Genomic DNA, 15,094 nt, shown 5'->3' with positions numbered 1-15,094 from the left:
GAACAGGCTCTAGCGAGGGGGCGTGGGGGACGGCGAGGGCTCGCTGGGGCGGGGTTCCAGGAAGGCGTTGCTGCCGTCGCAGCGGACCGGGCCGAAGCGCCCGCCCCCGGGCTCGGCGAGGCGGACGTCCACCTCGGCCGGTGGGCGGCCGCCGGGCACCGAGCTGTTGGCGGCGGTGCACACGATCTGGCTGAGCGCCGGGGTGGTGAGCTTGGCGAGGGGGACCGGGACCGCCACGTCCACCCGGCCGGCGGCGACCGTGGCCCCGATCGGGCCGGAGACCTCGGGCACGTCCGTGGCGAAGCCCCGCTGACGCTCCCCGCTGTCGGGGCCCCGGAAGAGCAGGCGCAGGGCCTCCTCCGGGCCGACCTCGCCCGCGGCGGGGCGCGGTGCCGGGCGGATGCCGGTGGGCGAGAGGAAGAACAGGCGCACCACGCTGTCCCGCTGGCCCGGGCGCTTGATGCCGACGGCCGGTTCACCGATCTCCACCACGCCGGTGGACTCGATCCCGCAGCCGGCCAGCGCCGCCAGCAGCAGCGCGCCCGCCACCGTACGGCGCACGGCGCGGCGCCGCCCCCGTACGGGCCTCATGTCCGCTCCTCCGCCGGCACCCGCGGCAGCTCCACCGTGAAGACGGCCCCGCCCTCGAGCGAGTTGGCCGCCCGCAGGGTGCCGCCGTGCAGACGGACGTTCTCCAGGGCGATGGCGAGGCCCAGCCCGCTGCCCTCGGAGCGGGCCCGGGCGGCGTCCGCCTTGTAGAAGCGCTCGAACACGTGCGGCAGGACCTCGGGGTCGATGCCCGGCCCACTGTCGGCCACGTCGATCCACAGCAGCCGCTCGCCGTGCCGCTCCCCCTCGCGCAGCCGCAGCAGGACGGGCGCGCCACCGTGCCGGAGGGCGTTGCCGACGAGGTTGGCGACCACCACGTCGAGGCGGCGGGGGTCGAGCCGGGTCCGTACCCCCTCCGGGAGGTCGGTCACCACCCGCTCGTCGTGCCAGCCGCGGATCTGGAGGGTCTTGCGCAGCACCTCGGCGACGTCGACCTCGTCGAGGTGGAGGGCGGCGGCCCCGGCGTCGAACCGGGAGACCTCCATCAGGTCCTCGACCATCCGGACGAGCTTGCCGGTCTCCTGGCTGACCAGCCGGACCGCCTGGGCGGTGTCCGGGTCCAGCCCGGCCGCGTCCTCGTCGAGCACATCGGTGACGGCCGACATCGCGGCGAGCGGGGTGCGCAGTTCGTGGGAGACGTCCGCGGCGAAGCGGCGCGCGTTGGCCTCCATCCGGCGCAGCTCCTCGACCTTGTCGTCGAGCTCGGCGATCTTCTCGTCGAGCGTGGCGGCCATCTCGTTGAAGGTGCGGGACAGATCGGCGAGTTCGTCGCCGCCGCTCACCTTCAGCCGGGTGTGCAGCTCGCCGCCGGCGATCTTCCGGGCGGCCCTGCGCAGCTCCCTGACCGGGCGCAGCACGCCGCGCGCCGCGAGCAGCGCGGGCACGACGGCGAGACCGACCGCGGGCAGGGCGCCCCGCTGGGCGGCGTTGACCAGCGCCTCGACATTGGTCTTCTCGTCGTGGAGCGGCAGCTCGGCGTAGACGTCCAGGCCGGAGGGGGCGCGGCTGTGCGGGCCGCCGTACATCACGGGCATGCCGATGACGAGCCAGGGCTCGCCCCGGGCGGAGACCCGCTGGAACGCGGTCACCTTGCGCTCGCCGACCGTGGCGCGCAGTTCGGGGGTGACCAGCTCGGGGCCGTCCGGATAGGTGGCCCCGTTCCGGTACGAGACGTGGATGCTCCAGCTGTGGGCCTCGCCGGAGCGGCTGAGCTGGCGGCCGAACTCGCGCAGGTCCTGGGGGGTGGGCTCGGCGGACAGATCGGGGGCCAGCGAGTTGATCTGGGAGCGGAGGTCGCGCACGGCGCTGTCCTGGGTGCGCTTGAGTATGGCGTTGCGCGCCTCGCGGTAGGTGAGGGCGGCGGTGGTCATCGCGCTGATGGCGGCGACCAGCAGAAAGGCGATGACCAGGCGGGCCCGCAGCCCGCGCAGCAGCAGGGAGAGCCGGGGGAGGCGACGGCTCGTACCGCCGTCCCGCTCCGCGCGGCGCGCCCGAGGGCTCCTCGATCTTGGTGCGCAGCCGCATCACACAGGCGTCCACCAGCCGGGCGTCGCCGTGGTAGCTGTGCTCCCAGACCTGTTCGAGGAGCTGCTGGCGGCTGAAGACCTGGCCCGGGGACGCGGAGAGATAGAGCAGCAGCCGCAGTTCCGAGGGGGCGAGCGCCAGTTCCTGGCCGGAGCGGGAGACCCGCAGCCCGGCGCGGTCCACGGTCAGGTCGCCGTACACCTCGACGCCGCCGGGCGCAGGCCCCCCGGCGGCGGGCTCGGCGCCCCCGCCCGGCGGGGCGGTGCGGCGCAGCACGGCCCGGATGCGCGCCTCCAGCACCTCGCCGCGGGCGGGCTTGACGATGTAGTCGTCGGCCCCCGCTTCAAGCCCGACGACCACGTCGATGTCGTCGCCGCGGGCGGTCAGCATGATGATCGGGATCTGGTGCCCGGCCCGGATGCGGCGGCACACCTCGAAGCCATTGGTGCCGGGCAGCATCAGATCGAGCAGGACGAGATCGGGCCGGAAGCGGTCGAGCAGCGCCAGGCCCTCCTCGCCGCTCGCCACGGCCTCGACGTCGTGCCCGCGTCGGCGCAGCGTGAGGGTGACGCCGTCCCGCACGGCGCGGTCGTCCTCGATCAGAAGTACGCGTGGCATGCGACCAGTATTGATCGGGCGGCCACCCGGTTCGGTCACCGGGGCCGCCGGGGGCCGCAACTGTCATCGAACGCTCATATTCGAGCCCGGCCGTGCCGCCGAACGGCCGAGCCGCCATGGGCCGGGGCGGTGCGCCCCCGGCCGCGTCCATGGATCGGCGGCGCCCGCCGGGCCGACAATGCCCGAAAGCGCCAGATGCTCGAAAACAGATGGTTTCCACCCCGTGCAGGAGTTCGAAGGAGCAGACCACCGTGCTCGCCACCGACTTCGCCCCCGGCTCCCCCAACTGGCTCGATCTGGGCAGCCCCGCCACGGATCTGGCCGCCGCCTTCTACGGCGGGGTCTTCGGCTGGGACTTCCTGCCCGCCGGGCCCGACGCGGGCGGCTACGGCTTCCTCCGCAAGGAGGGGCGGACCGTCGCGGCCCTGGGCCCGCTTCTCGACAAGGACGCCGCCTCCGCCTGGACGGTCTACTTCCACACGCCCGACGCCATCGCCACGGCCAAGGCCGTGGAGCAGGGCGGCGGCACGGTGCGGGTCGAGCCGTTCGACGTCTTCGACAACGGGCGGATGGCCCAGTTCACCGACCCGGGCGGGGCGGACTTCGCCGTCTGGCAGCCGGGCGTCACCCCGGGCCTGGAACGGGTCACCGACCCCGGCGCCCTCTGCTGGGTCGAGCTGCACACCAAGGACCCCGCGGCGGCCCGCGGCTTCTACCGCTCGGTGTTCGGCTGGCGCTACGAGGAGGTGGCGGAGCCGGGGATGACGTACACCGTGCTCGCCACGGCCGACGGCGGCCGGCGGGACACCACGTTCGGGGGCATGGCCCCGCTCCAGCAGGGCCATGACACGCCCCGCTGGCTGCCGTACTTCGAGGTGGAGGACGTGGACACCGTCGCCGGGGCGGTCCGGGGGCACGGCGGCTCGGTGTCGATGCCGCCCGTGAGCGCGCCCGGCATCGGCCGCCTGTCCTGGCTGGAGGACCCGTTCGGGGCGCCGTTCGCGGTCATCCGGACCGACACCCCGGCGGCGTGAACGGCACCCGGCGGCGTGAGCGTGAGCTACACCCGGCGCCGTGAGCGAGACCCCGAGCGAACTATCGTTCGATCTCCCCGCTGAGCACCGCGCTCAGGTCGTAGTGGACCGGCTCCTCCAGCTGGGCGTAGGTGCAGTCGCGCGGCTCCTTGTCCGGCCGCCAGCGCCGGAACTGGGCCGTGTGCCGGAAGCGGTTCCCCTGCATGTGGTCGTAGGCCACCTCGCAGACCCGCTCCGGGCGCAGCGGCACCCACGACAGGTCCTTCCCCCCGGACCAGCGGCTCGGCGCCCCCGGCATCCGGTCGGCCTCATGGGCCTCGGCCCGCGCCCAGTCGGCCCAGGGGTGGTCGTCGACGGACTCCATTCGCAGCGGCTCGAGTTCGGCCATCAGCTCCTGGCGCCGCCGCATGGAAAAGGACGCGCAGACGCCGACGTGCTGGAGCCGCCCGCGGTCGTCGTGGAGCCCGAGCAGCAGGGAGCCGACGACCGGCCCGCTCTTGTGCGCGCGCAGCCCCGCCAGGACGCAGTCGGCGGTGCGCTCGTGCTTGACCTTGGTCATCACGCGCTCGTCGGGGCGGTACGGCAGATCGAGGCGCTTGGCGATCACACCGTCCAGCCCGGCGCCCTCGAAGTGCTCGAACCACTCCAGGGCGCGGTCGCGGTCCTCGGTCGCCGGGGCGAGGAAGACCGGGTCGTCCGCCGGGCGCAGCGCCTCCACCAGGGCGGCGCGCCGCTCGCGCAGCGGCGCGGCGAGGAGCGACGCGTCCCCGAGGGCGAGCAGGTCGAAGACGACCAGGCCGGCCGGGGTGGTGCCGGCGAGCATCCGCACCCGGGAGTCGGCGGGGTGGATGCGCTCCAGCAGGGCGTCGAAGTCCAGCCGGTCGCCCCGGGCGATGACGATCTCGCCGTCGACGACGCAGCGCGGCGGCAGGTTCTCCCGTACGGCCGCCACGACCTCCGGGAAGTAGCGGGTCAGCGGCTTGCCGGTGCGGCTGCCGAGCACGACCTCGTCGCCGTCGCGGAAGACGATCGCCCGGAAGCCGTCCCACTTGGCCTCGTACTGCATGCCCGGCGGGATCGTCGCCGCGGACTTGGCCAGCATCGGCTTGACGGGCGGCATCACCGGAAGGTCCATGATCTTGATTGTGCGGCGGGAGCGGCCCGGCCGCCCGCCATGGGCACCCACGCGCGGGTCCGGCGCCGTACAGCCGACAGAGACGACAGAGCCGACGCGTCCGGTGCCGCCCGTCGAGGGGCGCTGCGGGACCCGTGGCCCTAGCGTGGGTCCATGGGAGAGACCTTGGAGCTCACGGTCGGTGAGCGGACCGTGCGCCTGTCCAACCCCGACAAGGTGTACTTCCCCGAGCGGGGCTTCACCAAGCTCGACGTCGCCCGCTACTACCTGGCCGTGGGGGACGGCATCGTCCGGGCGCTGCGCGACCGCCCCACGACCCTGGAGCGCTACCCGGACGGCGTAACCGGGGAGTGGTTCTTCCAGAAGCGCGCCCCCAAGAACGTCCCCGACTGGCTCCCGACCGGCCGGATCGCCTTCCCCAGCGGCCGCTACGCGGACGAGATCTGCCCCACGGAGCCGGCGGCGGTCGTCTGGGCGGCCAATCTCGGCTGTCTGACCTTCCACCCGTGGCCGGTGCGGCGCGACGACACCGAGCACCCGGACGAGCTGCGGATCGACCTCGACCCCCAGCCGGGCACGGACTACGAGGACGCGCTGCGGGCCGCCAAGGAGCTGCGGGTGGTGCTGGAGGAGCTGGGGCTGCGCGGCTGGCCCAAGACCTCGGGCGGGCGCGGCATCCACGTCTTCGTCCCGATCGCGCCGCGGTGGACCTTCGTACAGGTGCGGCGCTCGGCGATCGCCGTCGCCCGGGAGCTGGAGCGCCGCGCGCCGGAGCGCGTCACCACTTCCTGGTGGAAGGAGGAGCGCGGCGCGAAGGTCTTCGTGGACTACAACCAGACCGCCCGGGACCGCACCATCGCCAGCGCCTACTCCGTGCGCCCGTTCGCCCACGCCCCGGTGTCGGCCCCGCTGCGCTGGGAGGAGCTCGACGACGCCCGGCCCCGGGACTTCGACCTCGCCACCATGCCGGTGCGCTACGCCGACGAGGGCGATGTGCACGCCGACATGGACGAGCACGCGTTCGGCCTGGAGTCCGCGCTGGAGCTCGCGGCCCGTGACGAGCGCGAGCACGGCCTGGGCGATCTGCCGTACCCGCCGGAGCACCCCAAGATGCGGGGCGAGCCCAAGCGGGTCCAGCCCAGCCGGGCCAAGGCCGAGGAGTGAGGGGGCCCCGCGGTGGAGCCGGTGGCGGCGCTGGAGCGGATCGCCTTCCTGCTGGAGCGCGCGGGGGCGCCCACCTACCGCGTCCGTGCCTTCCGCACGGCGGCGGCCGTGGTGGGCGCGATGGACCGCGACGAGCTCCTGCGGCGCGCGGCCGGCGGTTCGCTGGAGTCGGTGAAGGGCCTGGGGCCCAAGACCTCGCAGGTGGTGCGGGAGGCGCTGGCGGGCGCGCGGCCCGGCTATCTGACCCGGCTGGAGGAGGAGGGCGCCGCGCCGCTGGTGACGGGCGGGGAACGGCTGCGGGCGGCCCTGCGCGGCGACTGCCATCTGCACTCCGACTGGTCCGACGGGGGCAGCCCGATCGAGGAGATGGCGCGGGCGGCGAAGGACCTCGGGCACGACTGGGCGGTGCTCACCGACCACTCCCCCCGGCTGACCGTCGCCCGCGGCCTGTCGGCCGAACGGCTGCGCGAACAGCTGGCCGTGGTGGCCGAGGTGAACACGCGGCTGAAGCCCTTCCGGCTGCTCACCGGGATCGAGTGCGACATCCTGGAGGACGGCTCCCTCGACCAGGACCCGGCGCTGCTCGACGAGCTCGACGTGGTGGTGGCCTCGGCGCACTCGAAGCTGCGGATGCCGGCCCCCGCGATGACCCGCCGGCTGCTGCGGGCGGTGACGAACCCGCTGGTCGACGTGTTGGGCCACTGCACGGGCCGGCTGGTCACCGGCCGTGGCCGCCCCGAGTCGGAGTTCGACGCGGAGGCGGTGTTCGAGGCGTGCGCGGCCTCCGGCACGGCCGTGGAGATCAACAGCCGGCCGGACCGGCTCGACCCGCCGCGCCGGCTGCTGCGACAGGCCCGGGACGCGGGGGTGTTCTTCTCCGTCGACAGCGACGCCCACGCCCCGGGGCAGCTGGAGTGGCAGATCTACGGCTGTGCGCGGGCCGAGGAGTGCGAGGTGCCGGCCGAGCGGATCATCACCACCTGGACCGCGGCCCAGGTGCTGGCCTGGACCCGCACCGGCCGGGCGCCCCGCCGCCGCTGACGCCCTGACGCCTCTGGCTTCCCTGACGGCCGCGCCGCGTCGTACGCCTTGGGGGTCACCCCTGTTTCACCCGCCGCGTATCGGGTTATTCCCCACCATGTTCCAGCGGACGAGGTCGGGAGGTTCCCCGCGATGGACCCGCGTGGCCACGCCTCGGCGGTCACCCTGCGCGTCAATGGCACGCCGCACGAGTTGGTGGTCGACCATCGCACCACGGTCCTGGACGCGCTGCGCGAGCTCCTGGACCTGACGGGCACCAAGAAGGGCTGCGACCACGGCCAGTGCGGCGCCTGCACCGTCCTGGTGGACGGCAGACGGATGAACAGCTGCCTGCTGCTGGCCGTGGCCCACGACGGCGCCGACATCACCACCGTCGAGGGGCTCGCCGTCGGCGGCCGGCTCCACCCCGTCCAGGAGGCGTTCCTGGAGCGGGACGCCTTCCAGTGCGGCTACTGCACCCCGGGCCAGATCTGTTCGGCCGTCGACGTGCTGCGGGAGCTGGCCGAGGGCCGGCCGAGCGCGGTGACCGCCGGCCGCGCTCCGGCCGGCGCCCGGGGCGGACCGGGCGACCCGGGCGGACCGAGCGAGCCGGGCGACGCGAGCGGCCCGAGCGGACCGATCGCCCCCGAGGACGCGGAGATCAGGGAGCGGATGAGCGGCAACCTGTGCCGGTGCGGCGCGTACGCGAACATCGTCCGCGCGGTCGCCGACGCGGCCCGGCGGACCGGAGCGGCGGCCCCGGGAGGCCCCCGGTGAAGGCGTTCCGCTACGAGCGCGCCCGGGACCCCGCGACGGCCGTCGCCGCCCTCACCGCCGGCCGGCGCGCCCGCTACCTCGGCGGCGGCACCAACCTCGTCGATCTGATGAAGCTGGGGGTGGAACGCCCCGACCTGCTGATCGACGTCACCCGGTTGCCGTTCGACCGGGTGGAGGCCACCGCCGACGGGGGCCTGCGGATCGGCGCGGCGGTCCGCAACAGCGACCTGGCGGACGACCCGCTGGTGCGCGAGCGCTTCCCGGTGCTCTCCCAGGCCCTGCTGGCCGGCGCCTCCGGCCAGTTGCGCAACGCCGCCACCACCGGCGGCAACCTGCTCCAGCGCACCCGCTGCCTGTACTTCCAGGACGTGTCCAAGCCGTGCAACAAGCGCCGGCCGGGCTCCGGCTGCCCGGCCCGGGAGGGCATCCACCGCGACCTGGCGATCCTGGGCGCGTCCCGGCACTGCGTCGCCACCCACCCCTCCGACATGGCGGTGGCGCTCGCCGCCCTGGACGCGGTCGTCGTCGTCCACGGCCCGTCGGGCGACCGCCGGGTGCCGCTGACGGAGTTCCACCTGCTGCCCGGCGACCGGCCCGAGCGGGAGACCGTGCTGGAGCACGGCGACCTGATCACCCATGTGGAGCTCCCCGCCGCGCCCGAGGCCGCCCGCTCCGCCTATCGCAAGGCGCGCGACCGGGCCTCGTACGCCTTCGCGCTGGGCTCGGTGGCGGCGGCGCTGGAGACCGACGGCGGCCGGGTGCGGCGCGTGCGGCTGGCCTTCGGGGCGGTGGCGGCGAAGCCCTGGCGGGCGCGGGTGGCCGAGGAACGGCTGCTGGGGGCGCCCACCGACGCCGCCTCGATCACCGCCGCGGTGGAGGCGGAGCTGGCGGCCGCCGAGCCGCTGCGGGACAACGGCTTCAAGGTGCCGCTGGTGCGCAATCTCGCCGTGCGGACGCTGCTGGAGCTGGCGGGCGGCGGACCACCTCCCGGCGGCCCGGCCGAGCCGCTCGGGCCACCCGACCCACCCGGGCCGCCCCGGCCCGGTCCCGCGAAGGGGGCACCCCGATGACCCGCACCACCGCCACCGCGCAGGGCCCGGCGGGCGCCGGGGGCGCGACACCGGCCACCGGCACCCTCGGCGCCCCCGCCGTCCGGCTGGAGGGCCTCGCCAAGGTCACCGGCGCCGCCCGCTACGCCGCCGAGCACACCCCCGAGGGCTGCGCCTACGCCTGGCCGGTCCCGGCGCCCGTCGCCAAGGGCGAGATCGCCTCCATCGACTGCGGGCGGGCGCTGGCCGAACCCGGCGCGCTCGCCGTGCTCACCCACGAGAACGCGCCCCGGCTCCGCGAGGCGGACGACGGCACCCTCGCCGTCCTCCAGTCCTCCCAGGTCGCGCACCGCGGACAGTATGTGGCGCTGGCCGTCGCCCGGACCCCGGAGGCGGCCCGCGCCACGGCCGAGGCGGTCCGGATCACCTACGCCTCCCGGCCGCACGACGTCGTGCTGACCTCCGACCACCCGGGCCTGCGCACCCCCGACGAGGAGGGGATCGACCGCGCGTGGGGCGACTTCGACACCGCCTACGCCGCCGCCGAGGTCCGTCTCGACGCCGTCTACACCTCCCCGGCCGAGCACAACCACCCGATGGAGCCGCACGCCACGGTGGCCCTCTGGGAGGGCGACCGGCTGCGGGTGTACGACTCCAACCAGGGCTCGACCACCGTACGGCGCACCCTGGCGGCGCTCTTCGGGCTGCCCGAGGAGCGCGTCACCGTGGTCGCCGAGCACATCGGCGGCGGCTTCGGCTCCAAGGGCACCCCGCGCCCCCAGGTGGTGCTGGCCGCCATGGCGGCCCGGGCCGTGGACCGCCCGGTCAAGCTGGTCCTGCCGCGCAACCAGCTGGCGGCGGTCGTCGGGTACCGGGCGGCCACCGAGCAGCGGGTCCGGATCGGAGCCGGCGCGGACGGCCGGATCGCGGCCGTCGCCCACGAGGTGATCAGCGGCACGGCCACGATCCGGGAGTTCTACGAGCAGGCCGCCCAGCCCACCCGGTCGATGTACACCAGCCCGCACAGCCGTACGACGCACCGGGTCGCCCGGCTGGACGTGCCCCCCAACTCCTGGCTGCGGGCGCCCGGCTACTGCCCCGGGATGTACGCGCTGGAGTGCGCCATGGACGAGCTCGCGGAGCGCTGCGGGCTCGACCCGATCGAGCTGCGGGTGCTCAACGAGCCGGAGCGGGACCCCGCGTCGGGGCTGCCGTTCAGCAGCCGCCAGGTGGTGGAGTGCCTGCGGGAGGGGGCCCGCCGCTTCGGCTGGCGGGACCGCGACCCGGAGCCCGGCGCCCGGGCCGAGGGCAGGCTGCTGGTGGGCACCGGGGTGGCGGCCTCGATGTACCCGGCGGAGATCGAGTCGTCGACGGCCGAGGTGCGGGCCGAGCCGGCGGGCGACTACGTGGTGCGGGTCAACGCCACCGACATCGGCACCGGCGCCCGTACGGTGCTCGCGCAGATCGCGGCGGAGGCGCTGGAGGCCCCCCTGGAGCGGGTGCGGATGGAGATCGGGCACAGCGATCTGCCGCCCGCGCCGCTGGCCGGCGGCTCGATCGGCACGGCGTCCTGGGGGTGGGCGGTGCACAAGGCGTGCCGGGAGCTGCGGGAACGGCTGGCCGGGCGGGGCGGGGTGGTGCCCGGTGAGGGGCTGACGGTCCGCGTCGACACCGCGGAGGACATCGCGCGCCGGTCCCAGGAGGTCGTCCGGGCCGCGTTCGGGGCGCAGTTCGCCGAGGTGGCGGTGGACCGGGACACCGGGGAGGTACGGGCGCGCCGGCTGCTGGGGGTGTTCGCCACCGGGCGGGTGCTCAACGCCAGGACCGCCCGCTCGCAGTTCATCGGCGGCATGACGATGGGGCTGTCGATGGCGCTGCTGGAGGGCAGCACCATGGACCCGGCCTTCGGCGACCACGCCGAGCGGGACCTCGCCTCGTACCACGTGGCCGCCTGCGCGGACGTGGTGGACATCGAGGCGCACTGGCTGCCCGAGGAGGACGGCCACCTCAACCCCATGGGCGCCAAGGGCATCGGGGAGATCGGCATCGTGGGCACGGCGGCGGCGGTGGCCAACGCCGTGCACCACGCGACGGGCGTGCGGGTGCGGGACCTGCCGATCCACCCGGAGGCCCTGCTGGAGCGGCTGGGCGGGTGAGCCGCGGGGCGGCGGTCGCGCGGCGGCGCCGGCGGCGGGCTCTCCGAGGCCGGGCGGCGTCGGCGGGTTTCCGGGGCGGGCGGCGTCGGGAACGGGCTGTCAGAGGCGGCGGTGCATGATGTGCAGCCCCACATAGCCCTTCTCGGGGTGGTGGAATCCCTCCGGCAGCGTGCCGATGACCTCGAAGCCGAGCGAGCGCCAGAGGGCGACCGCGCGGGTGTTGGTCTCCACGACGGCGTTGAACTGCATGGCGCGGTAGCCCTCGGCCCGCGCCCAGTCGAGGACGTGCTCGCCGAGCGCCCGGCCGACCCCGCGCCCGCCGTGCTCGGGCGCCACCATGAAGCTGGCGCTGGCGATGTGCGAGGCGGGCCCCATGTGGTTGGGGTTCATCTTGGCCGTGCCGAGCACGGTGCCGTCCCCGTCCACCGCGACGACGGTGCGGCCCGGCGGCTCCAGCAGCCACATGCCCCGGGCGCGCTCCTCGGTGATGTCGCGCGGATAGGTGTAGGTCTCCCCCGCCCGCACGATCCCTTCCTGGAAGCGCCAGATCGCCGCCCAGTCCTCGGCCGTGGCCTCTCTGATCATCATCGGCCCATCATGGGTCACGGCACCGCCGTTGACCAGAGGTTTTCGGCCGGCCGCCGGCAGGGAGACCCGGGGACGCGGCCCCGCGGGGCGCGGCGGCCCCGGGTCTCAGCGCCCCAGGGCCTTCTTCAGCTGGTCCTTGGTCATGGACGAGCGGCCCTCGATGTTCTTCTGCTTGGCCTCGTTGTAGAGCTGGTCCCGGGTCGGTCCGCCGGAGCCGGTGTGCGAGCGCTTGCCGCCCCGCTGCGAGGCCGACATCGGGTCCTTGAGCGAGGAGCGGCTGGCGGTCTTCGACTCGCCGCTGCGCGCCCGCTCCTTGTTCACCGTGCGGCTCGCGATCTCCTTGGCCCGCTTCTCGCTCGCGCCGCGCTGCTCGGCGCTCTCCTTGATGTGCTCGTACTGGCGTTCGCGCTTGGGGCTCGATCCTGCGGGCATCGTCGGTCACCTCTCTGCGTCTGCGTCCGTTCCACGTGGTTTCGCGTCCTGGGGCGGCCTCCCCCGTCGGTCACGGCCGCCGCTCCCGGCGCGGCGGTCCCTCATGTCGCGAGTACCCGGTGCGCGGCGCCGCACACAAGGGGCCGGACAAGGGGCCGACCGGCCGAAGCCGGTCGGACGGGCCGGCCGGCCGGGACCGTCAGACGGGGGCGAGCAGCCCCTGCCGCAGCTGGCGGCAGAGGCGGGCCAGGGTCCGGGAGACCTGCATCTGCGAGACCCCCATCAGGGCCCCGATCTGCGACTGGGTCAGCTCCTCGAAGAACCGCAGGTAGAGGATGAGCCGATCGACCTCCGAGAGCCCCGCGATCAGGGGCTTGAGGGACTCGCGGTGCACCACCAGGTCGATCGCCGGGTCCTCGGCGCCCAGCGTGTCGACCGGCGGGCGGCCGTCGACGCCGCCCACCGGGCCGTCGAGGGAGAGCGCCTCGCAGGAGGCGTCGGCCTCCATGCCGAGCCGGACCTCCTCCTCCGTGAGCCCGGTGTACGCCGCGACGTCCCGTACGGAGGGCGCCCGGCCGGCCTGGCGCTGCTCCAGCTCGTGGCGGGCGGCGCGGGTGCGGGCCCGCAGCTCCTGGATGCGCCGGGGCACGTGGAGCGTCCACAGGTGGTCGCGGAAGTGGCGTTTGATCTCGCCGACGACGGTCGGGACGGCGAACGAGGCGAAGGCGTGCCCCCGGTCGGGGTCGTACCGGTCCACGGCGTTGACCAGGGCCAGCGCGGCCACCTGGGTGAGGTCGTCCAGGCTCTCGCCCTTGTCGCGGAAGCCCCGGGCGAGGCGCTCGGCCACCGGCAGCCAGGCGCAGATGATCCGCTGTCGCAGCCGGTCCCGCTCCGGCCCGGGCGGCATCCGGCGCAGCCGACGGAAGTCCTCGTCGGTGTCGGGGCTGTCGTGGTGCCCTCGGCGGTGCTCGGACGTGGTGCTGGACATCGGTCGCCGTCCCGTCGGGTGCGCGCGGCGGGACGGCCCGGGAGAGGTGCTGCCCTGGGGTTCGCGCGGGCGGCGCACCGTGCCGTACAGGCCGTACGGCGCCGGGGTGCGCGGGGCCGCGCGGGCTGGACCGGCCCTTCTCCCTCACCCTGGCACGCGGCCCCGCGGCTCGCAGCGCACGCTCGGCCGTTCGAGCGCCGGGGCGGGGCGGCCGGCCCGGGCCGCCGCGGCGTGCACCGAGCGCAGGGCCAGCAGCAGCACCCCGATGTCGTCCAGCAGCACCGGGTCGGGCAGCAGGTCGACCGGGCACAGCACGTAGAGGGCCGCGCCCCACAGGGCCGCCCGGCCGTCGGGCAGGCCGGCGCGGCGCAGCGCCCGCCGGGCCCGTACCAGCCGCACGAACAGCACCCCGGCCGTGACCGCCGTCGCGGCCAGCACCAGCAGCGCGCCGGCCACGAGGGCCTGGGCCCCGGCGCTCACGGGGCACCGCCGGGCCGGGCCACGGGGGCGAAGCGCAGCCCGAAGTGGCTGAGCGTGTACGGCAGCGGCTCCTCGGGCCGGGGCCGGGGGGCGGACTCCAGGCGGAAGTCGTGGCCGTCGAGGAAGGCGGCCAGGAGGGTGGAGGTGGTCAGCAGCACGAGGTCCTCGCCGGGGCACTCCCCCGGGCCCGCGCTGAACGGGATCAGGGCGGGGTTGCGCTGCGCCGTGCCGTCCAGCCAGATCTCCGGGGCGAAGCGGTCGGCGTACGGCAGGGACTCGGCCCGGTGGAAGTAGGGGGCGTAGGCGAGCACCGCCGTGCCGGCCGGCAGGGTGCCGTGCTCCCACTCGGTGTCGACGGTGCTGTCGCGCAGGATGAACGGCGAGGTGGGCCAGAGCCGGAGGCTCTCCCGCACACAGGCGCGCAGCCGGGGCAGGAGCTGCGGTTTGGACAGGTCGGCCCCGGCGAGCTCCTCCCGCACCCGGGCCCGCTCCTCGGGGTGGGTGGCGAGCAGGGCCAGGGTCCGGAAGGCGGCCATGCCGGCGGCGTCGAAGGCGAACAGCCAGTGCGGCACCTGGCCGGCCGGGTCCAGGCCCGGCTCGGCGGGGGTGTCGCCGATGACCTCGGCGAGGCTGCCGGGCTCGGCGCGGCTGAGGTGGCCGGCGAGCCGGCGCTCGAAGCGGCGGCGCGGCTCGTCGCGCCGGGGCCGGAAGTAGGACCAGTTGGCGTCCGAGCGCAGCCGGTCGAGGAGGTCGGTGAGGGTGCGGTCGTCGCGGGCGCTGTCGCCCAGCACGATCCGCCGGACCAGGCGCCACCAGGCCGGGGCGTAGTCGTCCCAGTCGAGCTGGCCGGTGGCGGTGGCGAGGCCGAGCAGCGCGCGGGCCTCGTCGTGGACCTTGTCGACGACGGCGGGGGCGAGCCGGTGCAGCCCCTCCCCGGTGTCCAGCACGGTCTCGTTGTACCGGCGGCGGTCCTCGCGCGCCCTGCCGCCGGAGACGAGCACGCCGTGCGGCTGGAAATGCGCCAGGGCGCCGCGCTTCTCCCGGTTGGCCGGGGTGAACGGCTCGGGGGTGCCGGTGAGCACCCGCTCGACGTCCCCGGGGGCGAGCAGCAGGGCGACCGAGCGGCCGGCGAGCGAGCAGAGCAGCGGGCCGGGGCCGTAGCGCCCCCGCAGATCGCGGAGCACGGCGACGGCGCGGCGGTCGGCCCCCGTCCGCTCAGCCAGCGCCAGGGCCTTCTCGCGCCGGGTGACCACCCCGCCGGCGACGGTGGGCAGGCCCACTCCCGCCGCGATGCGCAGGGTGTCCCTGACGGACGCGCGGGGCAGCGAGGTGTCGGCGGTGGGCGATGCGGTCCGGGGCGTGCCGCTCATCGAAGCCTCCCAGTCGGGACTCGTGATCGTTCGGGTCGCTTCTGCGGGGCGGGTGCCCTGGGGCGACCGGCCGAAACGGTCTGTCCTCCGTACGGGAGCGGCCGGGCCGTCCGGATCGGAGGGATCGGAGGGAGCGGGGGGAGCGGGGGG

General features: G+C 75.5%; 14 protein-coding genes and 1 pseudogene. 6 read left to right on the top strand and 9 right to left on the bottom strand.

The window, feature by feature from the left end; translation table 11 throughout:
- Positions 1-9: 9 nt before the first annotated feature.
- The 3 genes and pseudogenes from ACSNOD_RS18530 to ACSNOD_RS18520 all read right to left on the bottom strand — a co-directional run.
- Positions 10-591: a hypothetical protein gene (locus tag ACSNOD_RS18530; RefSeq protein ID WP_436768080.1), complete on the bottom strand. Its 582-nt coding sequence runs from the start codon at positions 589-591 to the stop codon at positions 10-12.
- Complete coding sequence (locus tag ACSNOD_RS18525; RefSeq protein WP_436768079.1) at positions 588-1,979, bottom strand: ATP-binding protein; 1,392 nt, start codon at positions 1,977-1,979, stop codon at positions 588-590. Before ACSNOD_RS18525 ends, ACSNOD_RS18530 begins: the two co-directional genes overlap by 4 nt.
- Before the next feature lie 85 nt (positions 1,980-2,064).
- Positions 2,065-2,751 (bottom strand): annotated as a pseudogene (locus ACSNOD_RS18520) (response regulator); the annotation flags it as partial.
- A 251-nt stretch (positions 2,752-3,002) separates the two neighbouring features.
- On the opposite strand from ACSNOD_RS18520, the gene ACSNOD_RS18515 reads away from it, so the two are divergent.
- On the top strand, positions 3,003-3,785 hold the full coding sequence (locus ACSNOD_RS18515) for a VOC family protein (protein WP_436768078.1): 783 nt from the start codon (positions 3,003-3,005) through the stop codon (positions 3,783-3,785).
- A 61-nt stretch (positions 3,786-3,846) separates the two neighbouring features.
- Here ACSNOD_RS18515 and ACSNOD_RS18510 read toward each other — a convergent pair whose 3' ends face one another.
- The gene (locus ACSNOD_RS18510) at positions 3,847-4,920 is read right to left on the bottom strand and encodes an ATP-dependent DNA ligase (protein ID WP_436768077.1); all 1,074 of its coding nucleotides are present in this window, start codon (positions 4,918-4,920) and stop codon (positions 3,847-3,849) included.
- Between the two features lie 153 nt (positions 4,921-5,073).
- On the opposite strand from ACSNOD_RS18510, the gene ligD reads away from it, so the two are divergent.
- The 5 genes from ligD to ACSNOD_RS18485 all read left to right on the top strand — a co-directional run bounded on the left by ligD (position 5,074) and on the right by ACSNOD_RS18485 (position 11,086).
- Positions 5,074-6,084, top strand: a complete 1,011-nt coding sequence (ligD, locus tag ACSNOD_RS18505; RefSeq protein ID WP_436768076.1) for a non-homologous end-joining DNA ligase — start codon at positions 5,074-5,076, stop codon at positions 6,082-6,084.
- A 12-nt stretch (positions 6,085-6,096) separates the two neighbouring features.
- On the top strand, positions 6,097-7,125 hold the full coding sequence (locus ACSNOD_RS18500) for a PHP domain-containing protein (RefSeq protein ID WP_436768075.1): 1,029 nt from the start codon (positions 6,097-6,099) through the stop codon (positions 7,123-7,125).
- Between the two features lie 132 nt (positions 7,126-7,257).
- The gene (locus tag ACSNOD_RS18495; protein ID WP_436768074.1) at positions 7,258-7,881 is read left to right on the top strand and encodes a (2Fe-2S)-binding protein; all 624 of its coding nucleotides are present in this window, start codon (positions 7,258-7,260) and stop codon (positions 7,879-7,881) included.
- Positions 7,878-8,951 carry an FAD binding domain-containing protein gene (locus ACSNOD_RS18490; protein WP_436768073.1) on the top strand — a complete coding sequence of 358 codons (1,074 nt, stop codon included), beginning with the start codon at positions 7,878-7,880 and terminating at the stop codon, positions 8,949-8,951. Before ACSNOD_RS18495 ends, ACSNOD_RS18490 begins: the two co-directional genes overlap by 4 nt.
- Positions 8,948-11,086: a xanthine dehydrogenase family protein molybdopterin-binding subunit gene (locus ACSNOD_RS18485; protein WP_436768072.1), complete on the top strand. Its 2,139-nt coding sequence runs from the start codon at positions 8,948-8,950 to the stop codon at positions 11,084-11,086. Before ACSNOD_RS18490 ends, ACSNOD_RS18485 begins: the two co-directional genes overlap by 4 nt.
- A gap of 99 nt (positions 11,087-11,185) precedes the next feature.
- Here the strand turns inward: ACSNOD_RS18485 and ACSNOD_RS18480 are convergent, their stop codons facing one another.
- The 5 genes from ACSNOD_RS18480 to ACSNOD_RS18460 all read right to left on the bottom strand — a co-directional run bounded on the left by ACSNOD_RS18480 (position 11,186) and on the right by ACSNOD_RS18460 (position 14,944).
- A complete protein-coding gene (locus tag ACSNOD_RS18480; protein WP_436768071.1) occupies positions 11,186-11,674 on the bottom strand; it encodes an N-acetyltransferase family protein in 489 nt (162 codons plus the stop codon).
- A gap of 105 nt (positions 11,675-11,779) precedes the next feature.
- A complete protein-coding gene (locus ACSNOD_RS18475) occupies positions 11,780-12,106 on the bottom strand; it encodes a plasmid stabilization protein (RefSeq protein ID WP_436768070.1) in 327 nt (108 codons plus the stop codon).
- 199 nt (positions 12,107-12,305) lie between these two features.
- Positions 12,306-13,094, bottom strand: a complete 789-nt coding sequence (locus tag ACSNOD_RS18470; protein ID WP_436768069.1) for a SigB/SigF/SigG family RNA polymerase sigma factor — start codon at positions 13,092-13,094, stop codon at positions 12,306-12,308.
- Positions 13,095-13,238: 144 nt separating this feature from the next.
- Positions 13,239-13,574, bottom strand: coding sequence for a DUF1232 domain-containing protein (locus ACSNOD_RS18465; RefSeq protein WP_436768068.1), 336 nt, complete (start codon positions 13,572-13,574; stop codon positions 13,239-13,241).
- A complete protein-coding gene (locus ACSNOD_RS18460) occupies positions 13,571-14,944 on the bottom strand; it encodes a cytochrome P450 (RefSeq protein WP_436768067.1) in 1,374 nt (457 codons plus the stop codon). The genes ACSNOD_RS18465 and ACSNOD_RS18460 overlap by 4 nt, the downstream gene beginning before the upstream one ends.
- Between the last annotated feature and the right edge of the window lie 150 nt (positions 14,945-15,094).

Origin of the sequence: Streptomyces sp. URMC 123, from assembly GCF_051386515.1 — a bacterium.
Taxonomy (GTDB): domain Bacteria; phylum Actinomycetota; class Actinomycetes; order Streptomycetales; family Streptomycetaceae; genus Streptomyces.
This window is presented reverse-complemented; position numbering and strand designations above follow the sequence as displayed.